A 19,655-nucleotide genomic window follows, 5' to 3' on the forward strand; every position below is an offset into this window, starting at 1 on the left:
CGTGGGGGTTAATCGTCAGGTTATTACATCTGACTCAGTTCATACCTGGCCTGCTGACATCCGTCCTCCCAGTCCTGTTTATTAATGTATGCAGCCACAGAACGGACTGACGAGGCCACATCCCTATAAACCGCTGAATGCCACCCCCGGGGCTCCAGATCGTAAAGGGTAAATTCATAGCCAGCCCAGAAAGCAACAATGGTCATACCCTGCCCCTCAGGAAGTGAACCGAATACATTCATCCAGGCCCTTGCTGCCATCAGCTCGCTTTCCAGATGGATAAGTGACCAGAATTCAGCTGAGTAATCTGCACGTTCATTTCTCTGATGCATCATGATGGACGAACTCCTTGAAATTAAGGACGCGACGCTCGCCGCAGGCAGGGCTGCGCCAGGCGCAGTCATGCGAGGAAGCGTAATCACTGGTAACTGACAGAAAGCACTGACGCACCCTGCCCGAAATGAACTCGGTCTGACCTGCTCCCCGTTGATTAGTACACCCCGATGTTAGTAATGTCTTCATAAGCCACATGAGGACATCCCCATGAAGAAGCGTTTTTCCGACGAACAGATCATCAGTATTCTCCGCGAAGCCGAAGCTGGGGTACCCGCCCGTGAACTCTGCCGCAAGCATGCCATTTCCGATGCCACGTTTTACACCTGGCGTAAGAAGTATGGCGGTATGGAGGTGCCTGAAGTTAAGCGCCTGAAGTCGCTTGAGGAAGAGAACACCAGACTCAAGAAGCTGCTTGCCGAAGCCATGCTGGATAAAGAGGCGCTTCAGGTGGCTCTTGGGCGAAAGTACTGACGACAGACCAGAAGCGGGAAGCCGTGATGTTGATGTGTGATGCGACCGGTCTGTCGCAACGTCGTGCCTGCAGGCTTACAGGTTTATCCCTGTCGACCTGCCGCTATGAGGCTCACCGTCCGGCTGCTGATGCGCATTTATCAGGGCGCATCACTGAGCTGGCACTGGAGCGCAGGCGTTTTGGCTACCGTCGTATTTGGCAGTTGCTGCGCCGTGAAGGGCTTCATGTTAATCATAAGCGCGTGTACCGGCTTTATCACCTCAGTGGCCTGGGCGTAAAACGCAGAAGACGTCGTAAAGGGCTGGCAACAGAACGTCTGCCGCTGCTCCGTCCGGCGGCGCCCAATCTGACCTGGTCGATGGATTTCGTCATGGACGCACTTTCCACCGGTCGCAGGATCAAGTGTCTTACCTGCGTCGATGATTTCACAAAGGAATGCCTGACGGTCACTGTTGCCTTTGGGATTTCAGGCGTTCAGGTCACGCGTATTCTGGACAGCATTGCACTGTTTCGAGGCTATCCGGCGACGATAAGAACTGACCAGGGGCCGGAGTTCACTTGCCGTGCACTGGATCAATGGGCCTTTGAGCATGGTGTTGAGTTGCGCTTAATCCAGCCGGGCAAGCCAACGCAGAACGGATTTATTGAGAGCTTTAACGGACGATTTCGCGATGAATGTTTGAATGAGCACTGGTTCAGCGATATCGTTCATGCCAGGAAAATTATTAATGACTGGCGGCAGGATTATAACGAATGCCGCCCGCACTCCACGCTGAATTATCAGACACCGTCTGAATTTGCAGCGGGCTGGAGAAAGGGTCATTCTGAGAATGAAGATTCCGACGTTACTAACTGAGTGTTGTATCTAATCGTGGGGGCAGGTCACAGACTATTTACCATAACGTCGCATAATACGAAGAGCATGAAAAAGCTCGCATGGCGAGCTTTTGGCTTAAGCTTGTAAAGATATCGAACTAAATAATCACTCTTCAATCAACTGAATTACCGACTCAGACACTTTGTTCACAATGGCATAAGCGCCCGCAGAGGCTAGGGCGACTACGGCAACACCAACAGCGCTAGCGACAATTATTTCTGCCGTATCGTTATCACTACACTCCGCTTTGAATCCATCGCTTCCAAGATCAAAACTAATCATGCTTCACCATCCAGAATTGTGTTTATGCCAAGCATAGCACTGACAAGATGACTATTTACCATAACGTCTCATTTACGCGTACCGCTCAGACGGCCTGAGCGCGTTTCTGACGTGTCCCCGTTAAAAACAGTAACAAACCACCCGAAAATGCACGCCAGAAACGCTACGTAAGAATCTATCCTATGACTGGATATGCACTCAACTGAATAACGCCTGGTTTCAGTCCATTTTATCGGGATCAGTCTTCTTTCTGGGTAATTTAGGGGGCTTCACTTGCTGATTACTTTGCGTGCGGCGCGTGAGCCAAGGATGGTCAGCTTTAGGTTTTACGTAGAATTTTGAGCGTAAATCAAAACGGGCATTATCCACACGTTCATGGACACTTTTTTCATCATCCAGTGGTATAGGCTCCGGGCCATCAACATATTTTTCCCATCCCAACGCTTTCCCATCATACAGAACCTTAATTTCACCGTTAAAGCTTTCGCATACCGTGACAACCGAATGCCGAAGTCGATATCCCCGGCCTTCACTGCGAATCTGAAACGCACTGCTTTTGTACTGGAAAGTGAGATTTTTGGAGAGAACGCGCTTCGCCTGGAGGCTGAAGATATAACCCAGTTCCTCTTCAGAATGGTGTACATCAAGATGGGCGTTATCAGCAATACGAGGCGGCGTAGCAAACCGGTTGTTATAGGCTTCAATAAAGGTCGGCAACCATGCGTTTGCTGTTTCAATATCACTGATACCCTGAAGCCGCATTTCTTTGACCAGCCTGTCCTGCAGTGTCTGATTGGCACGCTCTACCCGCCCTTTTGCCTGCGGGCTGTTGGCATGGATTGGCTCGATGCCCAGTGTCTTTATCGCACGTGTGAACTGAGTCAACTCTCCTTCCCGCTCCGGGTTATTTACTCTGAATATACTGTGTCTGTCAGAATAGAGAGCCAGTGGTACGCCATGATCATTAAGGTAACCCCGGAGGGTTTCCATGTAAGCCCGGGTTGTTTCTGCAGGAGCGAATCGTAGCGCCATCAGAGCGCTGGTAGCATCATCGATAAAGACTATCAGTGTGCATTTGGGGCCCCGACCTTCAAACCAGTCATGAGGCGAGCCATCAATCTGGATGAGTTCACCGTAGGATGGGCGCCGCATCCGGCGCTGATAAATTCGGGCAAACTTACGACGACGTTCGCGCCATATGCCCTCCTCTACCATCCACTTCCTGAGAGTTTCAATGGATAAACACAAGCCGTGTATCTCGCGCAATTTTTCGCACGCAAGCGTAGGTCCAAAATCAGCGTAGCGGCCTTTGAGGAGTGAAATTACTGTTGCTCTGAATTCGGTAGAAAAGGAATTATTGGGACGCTTTCCACGTCGGCGGGAAACTAGACCAGAAGGCCCTTCATTTCTATACCGTTGCACCAGACGTTTAACCTGCCGAATAGAAATGCCAATGCGTGCCGCAGCTTGTTCCTGAGTAATATGGCGATTAAGTGACTCCTGAATAATGTGAAGTCGGTCGAGTTCCTTATGACTCATCGTAACAGTCTCTTTGATCATGAAAAATCCCCCAGAGAATTGTCTGGGGACATTTTAGAATGGTTCAAAGGGGACATTACAGCTTGGTGTTAACACAGGCCTTCTTCTCCTGTCAACGCAAAGCAGAAGTGTCACCTTCGGTGCGAAACAGAGATGTCATGCTTTGGTTCAGAGAATGCGTTTGACCGCCTCGCTATATACTTCCGAGCGTTCTCTTTTCCCAACAGAAATCACGAAAACGACAACTTTCTCGTCTATAACCTGGTATACAAGGCGATAGCCTGAAGACCGGAGCTTAATCTTGTAACAATCAGGCATACCACGGAGCTTGTTTGCTTCAATCCGGGGTGACTCAAGTACTTCAACCAGCTTCTTTTTCAACTGTTCACGTACCGTCGAGCCCAGCTTTCGCCATTCCTTTAGTGCCCGCTCGTCAAAATCCAGAAAATACGCCATCAGAGTTCATCCAGCGTCACACGTACTGGCTTAGGATTACAAAGTCGTTCTTTCACTATCTCCACAAGTTCAGCATCTTCATCACTCAGGAGTGTCTGTTTGAACGGCAAGCGTTCATTGTCAGCGATATACTCGAGCATGAGACGAAGCGCTTCAGAAGGAGTTACGCCCATTTTTTCAAGCGCGGCGTAAGAACGCGCTTTAAGTTCATCGTCAATACGTAGGTTAATGCTACCCATGTCTTACACCCCTTGTAATTACAAATGTCATTACAAGTATCGCACTACAACATGCTTAGGGCAAGTCACGAAGTAAGTCAGAAAGTAGTCGTAAGAACGGTGATCACTGTCCGCTTTGTGCCAGAAGTGGACGGCAGGATTTGTTGAACATTTCAGACAAAACCAAACTCAAAACAACTATTGAAATCAAGCCAGCATAGCGGATACATTACGCACGTTGTTACTTTGTATCATCAGGATGCCGTTAACTGTGTTTATCAGCCGTGAAGTCATTTCCAGAATCGTGCTTATCATCATGGCTGTTGCCGTGCTGAGCAGTTCGTTTATGGCAAAGCCACAGGCTGCATACAGCGTTCAGGAAACAACGTCCATCAGTGACCATCAACACGACAGCGATGAACCACTGAATGAGCACGATCCATTGTTGTTTCACTCCCACGGTAGCGTGCATCACCTCAATGCCGATCATTCCCACGATCTGAATAAACTCTTTGCTCTGCCTACTCTGCACGCATGGAATCCGGGCATGCGGGTGATATATGCGTTGAGTTCAGAACAAATACTGCAAATGCCGCAGTCCACCCCCGAACGCCCTCCGAGAATCCTGTCTGCGTAATAACTTCTGCTAATTCGTTATTATTCAACATGTAAGGATTTTTATGTATACCAGCCTTGATACACAGGGCCGGTTGAGCGCTCGCCTGCTTTCAGCTCAGGCGCGTTCGGCTTGTCTGTTTTTCCTGTTGTTACTGCTTTTCTACAGCCAGGGCGCGTATGCGCACGGCGTGGCGGAAGGCGACAAAGGGTACATCCAGGAAATCACCGGGGTGAACATCATCCCGTTTATCTACCTTGGCGCGAAGCACATGGTGACCGGTTACGATCATCTGCTGTTTCTGTTCGGGGTGATTTTCTTTCTCTACAAAATGCGTGATATCGGGCTGTACGTTAGCCTGTTCGCTATCGGGCATTCAACGACGCTGCTCATCGGCACCTTCTTTGATATCAGCGTCAGTGCTTACCTTATTGACGCCATTATCGGGCTGTCCGTGGTCTATAAAGCGCTTGATAACCTCGGGGCATTCCAGCGCTGGTTTGGCGTTCAGCCCAACACGAAGCTTGCGACGCTCATCTTTGGATTCTTCCACGGTTTTGGTCTGGCAACCAAAATCCAGGAATTCGAAATCTCTCCCGATGGCCTGTTTGTCAACCTGATTGCCTTCAACATTGGCGTTGAGATCGGCCAGCTGCTCGCGCTGAGCGCCATCCTGATCGTTATGAGCTACTGGCGGCAAACGGCGAGCTTTTTCCGACACGCTTATACCGCCAATGTGGTGATGATGAGCGCGGGATTTCTGTTAATGAGTTACCAGCTTTGTGGCTACATTTTAGCCTGAGGGAGACAAAACAATGTACAACACTGATTTACCAACACGCGCAGAATTACCTTCTGCCATCAAACTGATGCAGTCCACTATCCTCGCCGCCATCGTGGCGCTGACGCTGCTGATCACCGTCGTCATGCCTTCGGAATACGGCATTGATCCTACTGGCGTGGGTCGTTTACTGGGGCTTAAGCAGATGGGAGAAATCAAAACGCAGCTTGCCGAAGAAGCTGATGCCGATAATCAGGCCAGCGCTGTTCAGCAAGGACAGCTGGCTGCGCCAGTTAATGAGCGACCGATCCCGGATAATCCTCCGGCAATAACGCAGAACACCTACCCGGAGCTGAGCGTTCCGGCGACCACGCGCGCGCCGGAAGTACCATCGGCTGGCTCGCAACGTCATCAGATGCTCATCACCCTGAAGCCTAACGAAGCTGCTGAAGTTAAACTGGAAATGCGCAAAGATGCCCGCGTGACCTATCAGTGGACAAGTTCCGGACCGGTAAACGTGGATGCGCACGGCGATCCGGTCAACGCCCCGAAAGGCTTCTACCATGGCTATGGTAAAGCCCGGCAGATCACATCCGGAGACGGCGTTTTACAGGCCGCGTTCGAGGGTAAACATGGCTGGTTCTGGCGAAATCGTGGTTCTGAGACCATCACGATCCAGCTTGATACAACCGGCGACTACCTGAACATCAAACGGGTTATCTGATAAATCAGGGGCAGGATAACCTGCCCCTTTTCACACAGCTGACAGCCCGGTCAGGCGGAGTATCAGCCCGGCGAGAGCCGCCATGGCAATAACGTGCGTAACCTTCCATTTTAATCTGAAAAGCGCAAACGCAGCGGCGACGGCAATCAGGGCGGCAGGGATATCGATCCCTCCCTTTGCGCCTTCCGGCCATACGGTATGCCAGATAAAAAACAGCCCCAGATTAACAATGACGCCCACTACGGCCGCTGTGATGGCGGTTAAAGGTGCCGTGAAACCCGCCTTGTTGTGGGTCGTTTCGATAAACGGCCCGCCTGCCAGCACGAAAATGAAGGACGGGAGAAAGGTAAACCAGGTCACCATGCAGGCGGCAACGGCGCCGCCGACAAACAGCATATCCGCGCCAAAAACGGCATGGGTATACCCGCCCACAAATCCGACAAACGTGACCACCATAATCAGCGGGCCGGGCGTGGTTTCTCCCAGCGCCAGCCCGTCCATCATCTGCCCGGCAGTCAGCCAGCCAAAATTGACGACAGCACCCTGATAAACGTATGGCAGGACGGCGTAGGCCCCACCGAAGGTAAGGAGCGCAGCCTTGGTAAAGAACCAGCCCATCTGCGTCACCGGATGCGCCCAGCCCAGCCCCAGCGTCAGCACCGTCATGGGAATAAGCCAGAGCAGTGCACCCGCTGCCACAATCCTTAACAGTTTCGCCCAGCTGAACAGGGCATGCGCCGGTACGGGCGTATGATCGTCAATAACCGCAGCATCAACGGCGGCTTTCTCCTGTTTGTTATGCCCGCTGCCGCTGTGAAATTTTTCCGGCGCGATGCGTCCGCCGATAAAGCCAGTTATCGCTGCTGAAATAACGATGACGGGAAAAGGAACGTTCAGGGCGAAAACGGCCACAAAAGCCGCAGCAGCTATGGCCCAGTGGGCACCGTGTTTCAGCGCACGGGAGCCGATGCGATGCGCCGCCTGCAGCACGATTGCCGCCACGGCGGGTTTAATGCCGTAAAAGATACCGGCAATAATGGCAACGTCTCCCCAGGCGATATAGATCCACGACAACGCGATAAGAATAAAAAGTGAGGGAAGGATAAATAACAAACCCGCTATCACTCCGCCCAAGGTCCTGTGCATCAGCCAGCCAATGTAGGTGGCAAGTTGCTGAGCTTCCGGACCGGGCAGCACCATACAGAAATTGAGTGCGTGGAGAAAACGGGACTCGGAAATCCAGCGCCGGTTCTCGACCAGTTCCTGATGCATGATCGCAATCTGTCCGGCAGGACCGCCAAAGCTGATAAAACCCAGCTTCATCCAGAACCAGAACGCCTCCTTCAGGGGGACCGGCTTGGGCTTAACGTTTTCCTCTGCCAGCGTCAGCAACTCCGTTTTGTTCATCATGGCCGGACCTCATTTCAAACGTCGTTAACAGACCGTCAAACAGCGAACAGGCCGCTGTGAGTAATGTGTCATCATCCGTAATGCTTTCACGCAATCCTGCCAGTACACTTTCAACGCCAGCGGCTTCGGGGGGCTGAACCCCGCCAACATCAAGGTAATGCACAAGCATCCCCAGACCATTCAGGGCATCCCCCGTCAGCCCGAAGCGGACCATCAGCACTTCAAAGGTCACACGATTGTCGATGTGGCTGAAGGTCGCGCCATCAAAATCAAACCCCACCGCCTCTTCCGGGCAATCGTTGCCATCCTTAAGCCAGAGAAACTGCGCATCCTGGTCGATAAAACGCCGTATAAGCCAGGCGCTGGCAAGCCTGTCAATCCATGGCCGGCGACGCGTAGCCCAGATCCTGTTATGAAAATCCTCAGGCTTCAGCCGTGTCAGCAAGCCACTGACGGCATGAGGCTCTCCGGGAGAGATGAACCTGTTAATGCCAGCTTCCAGTTCTGACAAGGCAAAAATGGCCTGCGCCTGCGCTTCACCAGGAAAGAAATCAATCGCCACAATCCGATCCAGCTCGCGACGAAGTTTTCTTACCATCTTCAGTTGGCTGACCGCGGTTTCCTCATTAAGGTCGTTTTTACAAACCTGAAGGCTCTCCATCAGGATCAGGTACTGCTGAGAGCGATCGAATAACGGGCGAATTTTCTCTTCGTCGGAAGTCTCTGCGTCAAAAACAAAGGCCGTTCCTCCCTCACCGCTGATTTCACGACTCATCTCGTTAAAAATCTCATGGCTCTGTTGCGCTTCAGGCAACAGATAAACGCCGTCGCGCAGCATGGCGGCACCGGTATTTTTTAATGCCCGCCAGACACGCATACGTAATGTGGCCTGCTCAGTGGGCAGTGTCAGAATAAGGATATGTAGTTTCATAGTGTAGAGATTAATACATATGGTAGAGATTGCTACATATTTTCAGTCTTTCTAACCGTACATATCGCTATCTTTTTATGGTGCTCATAATTGCTCTTATCGGTACCGGTCTTGCTACCGTTGCACTGGGCCTGCTGGCGGGCGACAGGGCAGGGGGAGTCGGGAACGGCGCTGGCAATGAAGATGCTTGCTTATATTCTGGTCGCCCCGGTCGCTGATGCATTATGCGGGCCTTTTTATTCATATCGCCAATACAAGACTTTACATTCCAGCCCTTACATCCTCCCCGGGGGGATGCTAATCTTTTTATACCGTTGTCATTGTCTATTGAGGAAAGCAATCAGCGATGTACCCGATGTTTAAACGTTCGCCCCGTTATGTTCTGATGATCGTCATCATGGCCATTGGCATGATGATGTCGTCGATGGTGACGTTTGCGTCGCACGGTACAAACGGCCTGACAGGCTACGAGATGAATCTGCATGACGCAGAAGTCACCATGTCAATGCAGGATCACTCTCACGATTCGGATATCCCTCAGTCTGGCCACGCAGGCCATCATCAGACAGACCATTTCCATGAAACCCCTGAGCAGCCGCCCTCTGTAGAGATTTCCCTCTCTCCTGTAACAGACAGATGGTTGCCGCTTGCCGATCTTCGTAGCCCGGTTAAGGCCACGGACATCATTTACCGTCCTCCCAGCATCCGCCAGATCTGATCGCTGTTACCGGCAGTTTTTGCTGCCCGGCTTTAATCAACTTCAGATTTAGCGGAGAGGCTATGTATAAAGACTCTATCCAGGCGCGTCGAGAGATTGCGCGTAATTTCACTGCACTCAATTATCGTGTTGATCCCCTGCACTGGCAGACGCTCTGCATGGGCGTTAATCGCGACCTTCAGGCCAAAAAAATGCGTCCGAATGTCCCGGTTCCTTCACGGCGTAAAGTCATTCCGTTCCTGAAAATGATGCATCAGGAAACGGGCTCGATGCTCAAAGCGATCCTTGCCTTTGGCTTTGATGGCCCCTGGACATCCAGCGGCGGTTCATTTCGCCTGGCGCGAGAAATTGGGTTCGACATCGCCCACTATGCGAAAAACATTCACCACAAAAACGGGAAAGTCACCTTCCTGGAAATTGGTGCCGCCTGGGCGGGTTTTCGCGCTGAGGAATGTGCCGGCCATCAGGCGACGATTTCCGGGCTTTCCGGGGAGTTCAGGGAGCAACTTGGGGAAAGCGTATTCCTGCACTTCACTAATCTCACACCGTGGCATGCATCGCTGCCAAAAGGCGTGACTGAGCATCCTTACGTGACAGCAGCCGGGCTGGGAGCGCTGGAAAACAGAGGTGTTCAGGCAGGTGAGGTCGATATTATCTACTCCCAGGCAGCGGCCTATTTCGAACAGGATTACACGGCTTTCCTTCGCAGCGCTGCACGCCTGCTGAAAGAGGATGGCGTCCTGATCTTCAACCATGACCCTGTTCTGGCGAGCGCGATGGATGAAGTCGCCTGGGAGCACGGACTGCGGCTGGTCAGACGTAAGCAAATGGGAGGAATGAATGGCGCGATTGCCCGTTATCACCGGCTTCGTTCGTCCCCGGTAAGTCAGATGGTCTTCCCCGGCGTAAAGCGGGCAGAGGATGAAGAAGTGGTCTGTGAATCACTGGTTATGTCGGCGCTTCGTCGCAACGTAGAGGTGTAACGCCCGATATGTTGACGCGCAGACATTTTCTCACCACCACAGGAGCGTTGCTGATGACAACATTACTGCCGGGGGAAACCCTGGCAGCCTCTCTGGCTGAAAAAGTCAGTGAAACATGGCAAAAAATAAACACCCGCCGCAATCAACAAGAGGCGATAACGCCGGGCTGGGTTTTGCAGTCGCTCGGGCTTAAACCTGGCTCAACTGAACTGCGAAGAGCCATTTTTGAGCTGGTCAGGCGGATACCCTATCAGCTCGGTGCATGGAATGGCGAAAGCATGAGTCTGTTTCAGCAGGGCTTTGGCGACTGCCGTCATAAAGCCGCTGCTGCCGAACGACTGCTGACCGATGGTGGCATTACGGCAAAGCGAAAGCTGGTGCGGTTTGACTGGGCTGATTTGCCTGTACCTGCGGATATTCTGGCAATTTTGCCGCAAACACAGGGATTTCATGACACTGTGGCTTTTGAGCTACAGGGCAAAACATACCTGTTTGATGCCACCTGGGATATGGCCTTGCGCGGAGCGGGTTTCCCGGTGATGCCTTCCTGGGATGGCAACTCTGATACCTGGCCGGTGACTTCCCGGATGTCGACGCAGCAAACCGTACTAATGCCGCAGCCAGGGCAGGACATTTACAGCACTAACCAGATGAGCTGGCCGCAGCGCGAGAAAACCATGGCGTTTAATCAGGCACTGAATAACTGGCTGGAGGTCATTCGGGCTAACCGTGATGACTGGTGCACCATTATCCATAGTGATATTGAAGCCACCCGGTTGAGCCTGAAAACCTGTCTGGGACAACTGAGTTAATTCCCTTCTCGTCAGGAGGGGCTGCGCAGGGAAGCGGCGATAACACCTTCGACACTTTTTATGCTGCTTCAGGTATAACGCTGGGATACCTGAAGCTTTTTTATTTAACATCCAAGATAACAGACGAATCAGTATCCTCCTCACCCGGATAAAGCTTGTCATTTTTTTCAGGTCCCTCTATGCTTTGAATATCCCCCTGGGGGGGATGTGATTTCAAACCAAGAGATTTCCTGATGCTCAACATTCTTTCTAATCGTACCTATCGCCACCTGTTTATGGCACAGGTTATCGCCCTTATTGGCACCGGTCTGGCGACCGTTGCGTTAGGGTTACTGGCCTACGATCTCGCAGGTGACAGAGCCGGGGCAGTGCTGGGTACCGCGCTGGCTATCAAAATGAGCGCCTATATTCTTGTTGCGCCCGTGGCGGCGGCTTTTGCCGATAAATTCCCGCGTCGCACCATGCTGGTAACACTGGACCTGGTTCGCGCTCTCGTGGCTATCACGCTGCCTTTTGTCACCCAGATATGGGAAATCTACATCCTGATCTTCATTCTTCAGGCTGCCTCGGCGGCGTTTACGCCTACTTTCCAGGCAACTATCCCGGATATTCTTCCTGACGAACGTGAATATACCCGGGCGCTGTCTCTGTCACGTCTGGCCTACGATCTTGAAAGCGTCATCAGCCCTATGCTGGCGGCTGCACTGCTGACGGTCATGAGTTTCCACAACCTGTTTGCCGGTACGGCAGTCGGGTTCCTTGCTTCAGCAGCTCTGGTTGTTTCCGTGACACTGCCGAAGATGAAAGCGTTAACGGTCAAACGCAGCATCTATGACAAAACTACACGAGGTATGCGCATCTTCCTGAAAACGCCCAGACTGCGCGGCCTGCTGGCACTCAACATGGCCGTAGCGGCAGCGAGTGCAATGGTTATCGTCAACACCGTCGTTCTGGTTCAGGCGGACTTTGGTTTCTCACAGCGGTCTACCGCTATTGCGCTGGCCTTCTTCGGCGTGGGGTCCATGGTATCGGCCCTGGTTCTCCCCAGACTCCTCGACAACATGAGCGACCGTATGCCGATGCTTGCAGGTACGGCGCTTTTAGTCATTGGCCTGGGGTCAGGCATTTTCCTGAAGGATTACATCACGCTGGTTGTGCTCTGGGCACTGCTGGGGGTGGGCTATTCACTTTCTCAGACACCGGGTGGTCGCCTGCTGCGCCGTTCGTCAACAGCGGAAGACAGACCGGCGCTGTTTGCCGCCCAGTTTGCACTGTCACATTCATGCTGGCTGGTGACTTATCCGCTGGCCGGATGGGTTGGTGCGGCATGGGGGACACAGGCTTCATTCATCGCCCTGACTGTTGTGGCAACATTGTCGCTGGTCACCGCCGTACTTATCTGGCGTCCTGAGCATGAAGTGTACGCTCAGGTTCACAGCCACAAAGACCCGGAAACAAACAACGAATCGACCCATGAGCATGATTTCGTCATTGACGATGAACATCCGTCCTGGCCGAAGAAAGAGAAGTAATTTCCCAAAAAAAGACAACGTATCAGGAGAGGATAAGCCGATAAAAAGTGTGACCATGGCGTTGATACACATTATCTTATCCCTTCCACCTGGAGAGGATAAACCATGACCGTTCATGCATCACACCCTGACATTATTAAAAGACTTAAACGTGCCGCAGGGCACCTGAAAAGTACCATCCAGATGCTCGAAGATGAGAAAGCATGTCTGGATATCGCCCAGCAACTGCACGCTGTGGAAAAGGCGATAACGAATGCGAAGCGTACCTTAATTCATGACCATCTGGATCACTGCCTGGAGGATGCCCTTCATGCTGACCACACGGAGTCTGATAAGACGCTTAGCGAATTTAAAGAGATAACTAAATATCTTTAAGGCAAGCGAAACATGACTGATTTTTCCACTCTTTTACAGCAAGGCGTGGCCAATGCCTGGCTGTTCATCCCCAGCGCTATTTTGCTCGGTGCGCTTCACGGACTGGAGCCAGGGCATTCCAAAACGATGATGGCCGCCTTTATTGTGGCCATCCGGGGAACGGTCAAGCAAGCGGTATTACTGGGGCTTGCCGCGACAATTTCTCATACGTCTGTTGTCTGGCTCATTGCGTTCGGCGGAATGTATATCAGTCAGAAATTCACTGCTGAATCAGCCGAACCCTGGTTTCAGCTGATTTCCGCCGTCATCATTCTCGGTACGGCGGCATGGATGTTCTGGCGAACCTGGCGCGGCGAAAAGCTGTGGAAGATGGAGCAGGAAGAGGAACACAGCCACGGTCATCACGATCATGACGAAACCCGCATCATCGATACGGGCCATGGCAGCGTTGAACTCTCGATTTTCGAAGAAGGACAACCCCCTCACTGGCGTTTACGCTCGCTCAGCGGCAAGAAATGGGAAGCTCGCGACATTTCTCTGGTGACCAACCGTGGTCCAGGGACATTTTCACAGGTATTTGATTTCGTCGAAAAAGACGGGTTTATGGAATCGGCCCTGGCGATCCCGGAGCCACACAGCTTTGATGTTCGCCTGTCTTTAGGCCATCGCGGCCATGTGCATGATTATGATGTGGAATTCCGTGAACATGAACACGACCACGATCATTCCTCGCTGGAAGGTCTGGATGTTAATTCTCGCGAATATCAGGATGCTCACGAAAAAGCGCATGCGAACGACATCAAAAAACGTTTTGCGAATCGCAGCGTAACCACCGGACAAATAATCCTGTTCGGCCTGACCGGCGGCCTTATTCCTTGCCCGGCAGCCATTACCGTTTTGCTGCTCTGCATCCAGGTGAAGGAATTTACGCTCGGTGCCGCGCTGGTACTGTGTTTCAGCATCGGTTTAGCGATCACGCTGGTTTCAGTGGGCGCAGCGGCGGCTTTCAGCGTTCGTCAGGCAACCAAACGCTGGAGTGGCCTGGATACGCTGGCGCGGCGGGCTCCATACTTCTCAAGCGTACTGATTGCACTTGTCGGCATTTACATGGGCTATCACGGCTGGATCGGCGTAACGAGCTGATTTTCTCCTGTATGAATCTCACGCCTGAACCCACCAACCGGTGGGTTTTATATTTCTGAAGCCCATCATATTTTTATCCCCCTGCCGGGGATAGGAATTGAGCTTTTATAGCCGCTCATTTATCATCGACAATATCCCCCATGGGGGATGTAAAATTATAAATGGAATCTGCTATGCAAAAACAATATTTCAGTCAGTTCGTCACCGGAGTGTTACTCACTTCGTTCATCGCCATTCCTGCTCTGGCAGCGCAAGGTGGCTTCTCCGCAGAGAAAGAGCCTGTCGTCACTGAGCACATGTATGCCGGTCATAAAGTTCAGCAGGAGAATAGTCAAAGCCGGATTCAGATCGTATCGTCAATGCACGAAGGGGCGTGGATCACACTGGAAGGCAATGTTGTCAGCCAGCAGCAGGACGAGTGGTATACGTTCCGCGACCCAACCGGTACCATCAAAGTCCGCATCCCGCAGAAAGTCTGGAACGGGCAGCACTTCGATGCTCAGGACCTGGTACGGGTCAGTGGACCGGTAAGCCATGAAAATGATGGTTCAATTTTATATGTTGCAGTTATCAGCAAACCCTAAAACACAATTCTGACGGGCTATGTTTTTTTATATATATAGTTCGTCAACCAAACGTCCGCTTCTCGCTCTTAGCGGACATTAGCATAGGCTATTTACCATAACGCCGCATTACGCGCACCGCCCAGACTGACTCAGCGCGTTTCTGGCATATCCCCGGTAAAACAAGTAACAAACCACCCGAAAATGAACACCAGAAACGCGACTTAAGAATCTACCCTATGAATGGATATGCACTCAACCGAATCGATCTTGGTTTCAATCTTTTTTATCGGGATCAGGCTTCTTTTTAGGTAACTTCGGGGGCTTAACTTGCTGATGACTTTGCGTTCGGCGCGTAAGCCAGGGATGGTCAGCTTTAGGTTTAACATAGTATTTTGAGCGTAAATCAATACGGGCATTATCCACTCGTTCATGGACACTCTTTTCATCATCCAGTGGTATAGGCTCCGGGCCATCAACATACTTTTCCCAGCCCAGCGCTTTCCCGTCATACAGAACGTTAATTTCACCGTCAAAGTTCTCGCATACAGTAACAACCGAATGCCTAAGTCGATATCCCCGGCCCTCACTGCGTACCTGAAACGCACTGCTTTTGTACTGGAAAGTGAGATTTTTAGACAGAACGCGCTTCGCCTGTAGGCTGAAGATATAACCCAGTTCCTCTTCAGAATGGTGCACATCAAGATGAGCATTATCAGTAGTACGAGGCGACGTAGCGAACCGGTTGTTATAGGCTTCAATAAAGGTCGGCAACCATGCATTTGCTGTTTCAATATCACTGATATTCTGAAGCCGCATTTCTTTGACCAGCCTGTCCTGTAGTGTCTGATTGGCGCGCTCTACCCGCCCTTTTGCCTGCGGGCTGTTGGCATGGATTGGCTCGATGCCCAGTGTCTTTATCGCACGAGTGAACTGGGTCAGCTCACCTTCCCGCTCTGGGTTATTTACCCTGAATATACTGTGTCTATCAGAGTAGAGAGCGAGCGGTACGCCATGATCATTAAGGTAACCCCGGAGGGTTTCCATGTAAGCCCGGGTTGTTTCAGCAGGCACAAAACGCAACGCCATCAACGCACTGGTGGCATCATCAATGAAAACGATCAGTGTACATCTGGGGCCTCGATTTTCAAACCAGTCATGAGGTGAGCCATCAATCTGGATCAGTTCACCGTAAGATGGTCGTCGCATGCGGCGTTGATATATACGGGCAATTTTACGACGGCGTTCACGCCATAACCCCTCTTCTATCATCCACTTTCTGAGAGTTTCAACGGATAAAGATAAACCGTGTATCTCGCGCAATTTTTCGCACGCAAACGTAGGTCCAAAATCAGCGTAACGGCCTTTGAGGAGTGAAATTACTGTTGCTCTGAATTCAGTAGAAAAGGAATTATTAGGACGCTTTCCACGTCGGTGGGAAACCAGACCAGAAGGCCCTTCATTTCTATACCGTTGCACCAGACGTTTAACCTGCCGAATAGAAATGCCAATGCGTGCCGCAGCTTGTTCCTGAGTAATATGTCGATTAATTGACTCCTGAATAATCTGAAGTCGGTGGAGTTCCTTATGACTCATCGTAACAGTCTCTTTGATCATGAAAAATCCCCCAGAGAATTGTCTGGGGACATTTTAGAATGGTTCAAAGGGGACATTACAGCTTGGTGTTAACACAGGCCTTCTTCTCCTTGCCTCGCGGCATCTAAGAGGCTATCCTGATGTTGTCTAGGCATACAGGTGGCCTCGTGGGTGTACTGACCCCCAAAAGTTGGACAGAATAATCGAGGCATCTCAGAAAGAGTCCATGGAATACATGGGCTCTTTTTTGTTTGCTGTTAAAGCTAAATAACGTGTTCCGCAATCGAATTATCCATTTCGTTGCTTATTACTTCACCCGCTTCCCTGCCTCATCAATAACCTTTTCGCCATCTTCTTTCGTGAATGCACCCTGCTGAGGTTCCGGAATAATTTCCAGTACCACCTCTGAAGGTCTGCACAGGCGGGTTCCTACAGGTGTGACAACAATTGGCCGGTTGATAAGAATTGGATGCTGCAGCATTAATTCTATCAGTTGCTCATCGGTAAACCTGTCATCTGCAAGTCCCAGTTGCTCATAAGGCTCAACATTCTTACGCAGCAATGCACGTACCGTAATTCCTATATCTGAAATAAGTTTAATAAGCTCATCGTGGGTCGGGGGCGTATCGAGATAATAAATTATCGTTGGTTCGTTGCCGCTGTTACGGATCATCTCCAGCGTGTTGCGTGAGGTGCCACAGGCCGGGTTGTGATAGATGGTAATGTTGCTCATATCAGTATCTCATTACAAAGTGACAGAGAGCCGCCACGCCAGCGCGGCCAGAGTGACAAACAGCACCGGCACAGTCATAACAATGCCGGTACGGAAGTAATATCCCCAGGTAATCTTTATATTTTTCTGGGCAAGCACATGCAGCCACAGCAGGGTTGCCAGACTGCCAATCGGGGTGATTTTCGGGCCTAAATCGCAGCCAATCACATTGGCATAAATCATTGCCTCTTTGACGACGCCGGTCGCCGTACTCCCGTCAATCGACAGCGCGCCAATCAGTACCGTCGGCATATTGTTCATCACTGATGAGAGAAATGCCGTCAGGAAGCCGGTGCCGAACGTCGCTGCCCATAACCCCTTGTCTTCCAGCAGATTCAGCACGCCAGACAGGTACTCCGTGAGCCCTGCATTGCGCAGGCCATAGACCACGAGGTACATGCCCAGCGAGAAAATAACGATCTGCCATGGCGCACCGCGCAGGACTTTCCCGGTGTTGATGGCATGGCCTCTTTTCGCCACCACAAACAGCACTGCTGCGCCAGCCGCCGCTATCGCACTGACCGGGATCCCCAGCGGTTCCAGAACAAAGAAACCGACAAGCAGCAATAACAGGACAATCCAGCCCGCCCTGAAGGTTGCCGGATCCTTGATCGCACTGGCAGGCGTCTTCAGCAGCGAAACGTCATACGTTGCCGGAATATCCCTGCGGAAGAAGAGATGCAGCATGATCAGCGTGGCCGCAATCGCTGCCGCATCCACGGGGATCATAACGGAGGCGTACTGCGTAAAGCCCAGACCGAAGAAGTCCGCCGAGACGATATTAACCAGGTTAGAAACAATGAGTGGCAGGCTGGCCGTATCTGCAATAAATCCTGCAGCCATGACAAAGGCCAGTGTCGTGCCCTGGCTGAACCCCAGTGCGAGCAGCATCGCAATCACAATCGGCGTCAGGATCAGCGCGGCGCCATCATTGGCAAACAACGCAGCGACAGCGGCACCGAGCAAGACTATCCAGGTGAACAGCAAGCGGCCACGTCCGTTACCCCAGCGGGAGACGTGCAGTGCGGCCCATTCAAAGAAGCCGGACTCATCGAGCAGCAGGCTGATGATGATGACCGCAATAAATGCCGCTGTCGCGTTCCAGACGATATTCCAGACAACGGGAATATCAGCGATATGGATGACACCGGTTCCCAGCGCCAGCACAGCCCCGATACTCGCGCTCCAGCCAATACTCAGGCCTCTGGGTTGCCAGATCACCAATACCAGCGTCAGCAAAAATATACTCCCTGCCAAAAGCATCTTAGACTCCGTTATATATGATTATGTAAATGTGTTTTTCTTTCTCAGCAGGAGGTGCAGGCTGATTTATCCAGCCATTCACGCACATCCTCCCGCATACACTGCCAGGACGTCATGATTGTCTCTGCTGCCCATGCCGGTATGTGGGGTGACAGACGATAGTGGATCCATTTGCCTTCCCGACGGTCAAGTACCAGCCCGGCCTCGCGCAGGATAGCCATATGTCGCGATATTTTGGGCTGCGATTCGGAGGTGGCCGCACAGATATCGCAGACGCACAGTTCTCCGGACTCCCGGAGAAGCATGACGATGGCGAGCCGGGTTTCATCCGACAGGATTTTGAAAAGCTGAACAGGTTGTAGCATTTTTCACTCCGTTCCCTTTAGAATACACATATGTTAAATCATATGTATTAATTTTGAAATCATCTGTTCTCTCCGGAGGAGACAAATGGAACAATTTCCTGCCCTGAATACTGAATGCTTTGATCAACACATTGCCGAACGCCTGCACCTGCAGGAGCCGCCACGGATTCTGATCCTGTATGGCTCAGTAAGGGAACGCTCCTACAGCCGCTTTGCCGCGGAGGAAGCCGGTCGCCTGCTGACGGCGATGGGCGCGGAGGTGAAACTCTTTAACCCCTCCGGTTTACCCCTCCCGGATGAGGCGCCGGACACGCACCCTAAGGTCACCGAATTACGCGGCCTGGTCAGATGGTGTGACGGGATGGTGTGGAGCTCGCCGGAGCGGCATGGGGCAATGAGCGCGGTTATGAAGGCACAAATCGACTGGATCCCGTTAAGTGAAGGCGCGGTTCGCCCTTCGCAGGGAAAAACCCTTGCGGTAATGCAGGTTTGTGGCGGCTCGCAGTCTTTTAATGCCGTGAACCAGATGCGTATTCTTGGACGCTGGATGAGGATGTTCACTATCCCCAACCAATCATCAGTAGCCAAAGCATGGCAGGAATTCGATGAGAACGGACGTATGAAACCCTCTTCCTGGTATGACCGTATCGTCGACGTCACCGAGGAATTATTTAAGATCACCCTGCTCCTGAAAGGGCAGACTGATTATCTGGCTGACCGATACAGCGAACGTAAGGAAAGTCATCAGGCACTGTCCGCACGGGTAAATCAGGCCAAAATCTGACAGGGAGACATAGTAACCATGGTTGGCCTCTTCAGGATAACAGCCAGTGAGGCCGGCCATGCGCGTACTCTATGCACATCTTTTACATCTCGGGCGCATCTGCCCCG

At 51.7% G+C, this 19,655-nt stretch carries 23 protein-coding genes and 2 pseudogenes; 14 read left to right on the forward strand and 11 right to left on the reverse strand.

Features of this window, described 5'->3' with window-relative positions:
• Positions 1-23: 23 nt before the first annotated feature.
• On the reverse strand, positions 24-335 hold the full coding sequence (locus tag RHN82_RS23440) for a hypothetical protein (protein ID WP_015572115.1): 312 nt from the start codon (positions 333-335) through the stop codon (positions 24-26).
• Positions 336-543: 208 nt separating this feature from the next.
• Between RHN82_RS23440 and RHN82_RS23445 the strand changes: the two genes are divergently transcribed.
• Positions 544-1,664 (forward strand): IS3-like element ISSen4 family transposase gene (locus RHN82_RS23445; protein ID WP_085950818.1). Its coding sequence is split into 2 segments (ribosomal slippage): positions 544-802 and positions 802-1,664, totalling 1,122 coding nucleotides; the frame shifts between segments, so codons are not numbered across the junction.
• Positions 1,665-1,790: 126 nt separating this feature from the next.
• Here the strand turns inward: RHN82_RS23445 and RHN82_RS23450 are convergent.
• The 4 genes from RHN82_RS23450 to relB form a co-directional block, all read right to left on the reverse strand.
• Positions 1,791-1,967: a hypothetical protein gene (locus tag RHN82_RS23450; protein WP_154597702.1), complete on the reverse strand. Its 177-nt coding sequence runs from the start codon at positions 1,965-1,967 to the stop codon at positions 1,791-1,793.
• 219 nt (positions 1,968-2,186) lie between these two features.
• Positions 2,187-3,527, reverse strand: a complete 1,341-nt coding sequence (locus RHN82_RS23455) for an ISNCY family transposase (protein WP_015572075.1) — start codon at positions 3,525-3,527, stop codon at positions 2,187-2,189.
• 147 nt (positions 3,528-3,674) lie between these two features.
• On the reverse strand, positions 3,675-3,962 hold the full coding sequence (relE, locus tag RHN82_RS23460; RefSeq protein WP_000323025.1) for a type II toxin-antitoxin system mRNA interferase RelE: 288 nt from the start codon (positions 3,960-3,962) through the stop codon (positions 3,675-3,677).
• Positions 3,962-4,201, reverse strand: coding sequence for a type II toxin-antitoxin system antitoxin RelB (gene relB, locus RHN82_RS23465; protein WP_004196370.1), 240 nt, complete (start codon positions 4,199-4,201; stop codon positions 3,962-3,964). The genes relE and relB overlap by 1 nt, the downstream gene beginning before the upstream one ends.
• Positions 4,202-4,225: 24 nt before the next feature.
• Between relB and ydfV the strand changes: the two are divergent.
• From ydfV to RHN82_RS23485, 4 genes and pseudogenes are all read left to right on the forward strand, one after another.
• Positions 4,226-4,324 (forward strand): annotated as a pseudogene (gene ydfV, locus RHN82_RS23470) (protein YdfV); the annotation flags it as partial.
• Between the two features lie 127 nt (positions 4,325-4,451).
• Positions 4,452-4,817 carry a hypothetical protein gene (locus RHN82_RS23475; RefSeq protein WP_009651956.1) on the forward strand — a complete coding sequence of 122 codons (366 nt, stop codon included), beginning with the start codon at positions 4,452-4,454 and terminating at the stop codon, positions 4,815-4,817.
• 43 nt (positions 4,818-4,860) lie between these two features.
• Positions 4,861-5,598: a HupE/UreJ family protein gene (locus RHN82_RS23480; RefSeq protein ID WP_008460272.1), complete on the forward strand. Its 738-nt coding sequence runs from the start codon at positions 4,861-4,863 to the stop codon at positions 5,596-5,598.
• 13 nt (positions 5,599-5,611) lie between these two features.
• The gene (locus RHN82_RS23485) at positions 5,612-6,301 is read left to right on the forward strand and encodes a hypothetical protein (protein ID WP_004196322.1); all 690 of its coding nucleotides are present in this window, start codon (positions 5,612-5,614) and stop codon (positions 6,299-6,301) included.
• Positions 6,302-6,331: 30 nt separating this feature from the next.
• On the opposite strand, the gene chrA is transcribed toward RHN82_RS23485, so the two are convergent.
• The gene (gene chrA / locus RHN82_RS23490) at positions 6,332-7,708 is read right to left on the reverse strand and encodes a chromate efflux transporter (protein WP_004196363.1); all 1,377 of its coding nucleotides are present in this window, start codon (positions 7,706-7,708) and stop codon (positions 6,332-6,334) included.
• Complete coding sequence (locus RHN82_RS23495; RefSeq protein ID WP_004196334.1) at positions 7,665-8,642, reverse strand: chromate resistance protein ChrB domain-containing protein; 978 nt, start codon at positions 8,640-8,642, stop codon at positions 7,665-7,667. Before RHN82_RS23495 ends, chrA begins: the two co-directional genes overlap by 44 nt.
• A 29-nt stretch (positions 8,643-8,671) precedes the next feature.
• Here RHN82_RS23495 and RHN82_RS23500 point away from each other — a divergent pair.
• The 8 genes and pseudogenes from RHN82_RS23500 to RHN82_RS23535 form a co-directional block, all read left to right on the forward strand.
• Positions 8,672-8,879: pseudogene (locus RHN82_RS23500) on the forward strand (MFS transporter); the annotation flags it as partial.
• A 109-nt stretch (positions 8,880-8,988) separates the two neighbouring features.
• The gene (locus RHN82_RS23505) at positions 8,989-9,360 is read left to right on the forward strand and encodes a hypothetical protein (RefSeq protein WP_004196359.1); all 372 of its coding nucleotides are present in this window, start codon (positions 8,989-8,991) and stop codon (positions 9,358-9,360) included.
• A gap of 62 nt (positions 9,361-9,422) precedes the next feature.
• A complete protein-coding gene (locus tag RHN82_RS23510) occupies positions 9,423-10,343 on the forward strand; it encodes a methyltransferase domain-containing protein (protein ID WP_004196315.1) in 921 nt (306 codons plus the stop codon).
• A gap of 53 nt (positions 10,344-10,396) precedes the next feature.
• Entirely contained in the window at positions 10,397-11,155 is a 759-nt protein-coding gene (locus tag RHN82_RS23515; RefSeq protein ID WP_004196325.1) for a hypothetical protein, read from the forward strand.
• A gap of 233 nt (positions 11,156-11,388) precedes the next feature.
• Positions 11,389-12,687: an MFS transporter gene (nirA, locus tag RHN82_RS23520; protein ID WP_004196314.1), complete on the forward strand. Its 1,299-nt coding sequence runs from the start codon at positions 11,389-11,391 to the stop codon at positions 12,685-12,687.
• A gap of 105 nt (positions 12,688-12,792) precedes the next feature.
• Positions 12,793-13,062: a nickel-sensing transcriptional repressor NcrB gene (locus RHN82_RS23525; RefSeq protein WP_004196355.1), complete on the forward strand. Its 270-nt coding sequence runs from the start codon at positions 12,793-12,795 to the stop codon at positions 13,060-13,062.
• Between the two features lie 12 nt (positions 13,063-13,074).
• Positions 13,075-14,205 carry a Ni(II)/Co(II) efflux transporter permease subunit NcrC gene (locus tag RHN82_RS23530; RefSeq protein ID WP_004196366.1) on the forward strand — a complete coding sequence of 377 codons (1,131 nt, stop codon included), beginning with the start codon at positions 13,075-13,077 and terminating at the stop codon, positions 14,203-14,205.
• A gap of 161 nt (positions 14,206-14,366) precedes the next feature.
• A complete protein-coding gene (locus RHN82_RS23535) occupies positions 14,367-14,789 on the forward strand; it encodes a nickel resistance OB fold protein NcrY (RefSeq protein WP_032072095.1) in 423 nt (140 codons plus the stop codon).
• 255 nt (positions 14,790-15,044) lie between these two features.
• Here the strand turns inward: RHN82_RS23535 and RHN82_RS23540 are convergent, their stop codons facing one another.
• The 4 genes from RHN82_RS23540 to RHN82_RS23555 all read right to left on the reverse strand — a co-directional run bounded on the left by RHN82_RS23540 (position 15,045) and on the right by RHN82_RS23555 (position 18,764).
• The gene (locus RHN82_RS23540) at positions 15,045-16,385 is read right to left on the reverse strand and encodes an IS1202-like element ISEsa1 family transposase (RefSeq protein WP_004196353.1); all 1,341 of its coding nucleotides are present in this window, start codon (positions 16,383-16,385) and stop codon (positions 15,045-15,047) included.
• Between the two features lie 286 nt (positions 16,386-16,671).
• Entirely contained in the window at positions 16,672-17,097 is a 426-nt protein-coding gene (gene arsC / locus RHN82_RS23545; RefSeq protein ID WP_015572074.1) for a glutaredoxin-dependent arsenate reductase, read from the reverse strand.
• Positions 17,098-17,109: 12 nt separating this feature from the next.
• Complete coding sequence (locus tag RHN82_RS23550) at positions 17,110-18,399, reverse strand: arsenic transporter (protein WP_032664847.1); 1,290 nt, start codon at positions 18,397-18,399, stop codon at positions 17,110-17,112.
• A 44-nt stretch (positions 18,400-18,443) separates the two neighbouring features.
• A complete protein-coding gene (locus RHN82_RS23555; RefSeq protein WP_032664848.1) occupies positions 18,444-18,764 on the reverse strand; it encodes a transcriptional regulator in 321 nt (106 codons plus the stop codon).
• Between the two features lie 85 nt (positions 18,765-18,849).
• Here RHN82_RS23555 and arsH point away from each other — a divergent pair, with 85 nt between their 5' ends.
• Positions 18,850-19,548, forward strand: coding sequence for an arsenical resistance protein ArsH (arsH, locus tag RHN82_RS23560; protein ID WP_032664850.1), 699 nt, complete (start codon positions 18,850-18,852; stop codon positions 19,546-19,548).
• The last annotated feature ends 107 nt before the right edge of the window (positions 19,549-19,655 follow it).

It is taken from the genome of Enterobacter cloacae complex sp. EB5, assembly GCF_031432835.1.
In the GTDB taxonomy this organism is placed as follows: Bacteria; Pseudomonadota; Gammaproteobacteria; order Enterobacterales; family Enterobacteriaceae; genus Enterobacter; species Enterobacter hormaechei_C.

Coding starts and splice junctions, on each gene's coding strand:
- RHN82_RS23485 (WP_004196322.1), top strand. CDS start 5,612: ATGTACAACACTGATTTACCAACACGCGCAGAATTACCTTCTGCCATC.
- RHN82_RS23495 (WP_004196334.1), bottom strand. CDS start 8,642: ATGAAACTACATATCCTTATTCTGACACTGCCCACTGAGCAGGCCACA.
- RHN82_RS23555 (WP_032664848.1), bottom strand. CDS start 18,764: ATGCTACAACCTGTTCAGCTTTTCAAAATCCTGTCGGATGAAACCCGG.
- RHN82_RS23510 (WP_004196315.1), top strand. CDS start 9,423: ATGTATAAAGACTCTATCCAGGCGCGTCGAGAGATTGCGCGTAATTTC.
- RHN82_RS23450 (WP_154597702.1), bottom strand. CDS start 1,967: ATGATTAGTTTTGATCTTGGAAGCGATGGATTCAAAGCGGAGTGTAGT.
- RHN82_RS23505 (WP_004196359.1), top strand. CDS start 8,989: ATGTACCCGATGTTTAAACGTTCGCCCCGTTATGTTCTGATGATCGTC.
- RHN82_RS23480 (WP_008460272.1), top strand. CDS start 4,861: ATGTATACCAGCCTTGATACACAGGGCCGGTTGAGCGCTCGCCTGCTT.
- RHN82_RS23525 (WP_004196355.1), top strand. CDS start 12,793: ATGACCGTTCATGCATCACACCCTGACATTATTAAAAGACTTAAACGT.
- chrA (WP_004196363.1), bottom strand. CDS start 7,708: ATGAACAAAACGGAGTTGCTGACGCTGGCAGAGGAAAACGTTAAGCCC.
- RHN82_RS23440 (WP_015572115.1), bottom strand. CDS start 335: ATGATGCATCAGAGAAATGAACGTGCAGATTACTCAGCTGAATTCTGG.
- RHN82_RS23535 (WP_032072095.1), top strand. CDS start 14,367: ATGGAATCTGCTATGCAAAAACAATATTTCAGTCAGTTCGTCACCGGA.
- RHN82_RS23515 (WP_004196325.1), top strand. CDS start 10,397: ATGACAACATTACTGCCGGGGGAAACCCTGGCAGCCTCTCTGGCTGAA.
- relE (WP_000323025.1), bottom strand. CDS start 3,962: ATGGCGTATTTTCTGGATTTTGACGAGCGGGCACTAAAGGAATGGCGA.
- nirA (WP_004196314.1), top strand. CDS start 11,389: ATGCTCAACATTCTTTCTAATCGTACCTATCGCCACCTGTTTATGGCA.
- RHN82_RS23540 (WP_004196353.1), bottom strand. CDS start 16,385: ATGATCAAAGAGACTGTTACGATGAGTCATAAGGAACTCCACCGACTT.
- arsC (WP_015572074.1), bottom strand. CDS start 17,097: ATGAGCAACATTACCATCTATCACAACCCGGCCTGTGGCACCTCACGC.
- RHN82_RS23530 (WP_004196366.1), top strand. CDS start 13,075: ATGACTGATTTTTCCACTCTTTTACAGCAAGGCGTGGCCAATGCCTGG.
- arsH (WP_032664850.1), top strand. CDS start 18,850: ATGGAACAATTTCCTGCCCTGAATACTGAATGCTTTGATCAACACATT.
- RHN82_RS23455 (WP_015572075.1), bottom strand. CDS start 3,527: ATGATCAAAGAGACTGTTACGATGAGTCATAAGGAACTCGACCGACTT.
- relB (WP_004196370.1), bottom strand. CDS start 4,201: ATGGGTAGCATTAACCTACGTATTGACGATGAACTTAAAGCGCGTTCT.
- RHN82_RS23550 (WP_032664847.1), bottom strand. CDS start 18,399: ATGCTTTTGGCAGGGAGTATATTTTTGCTGACGCTGGTATTGGTGATC.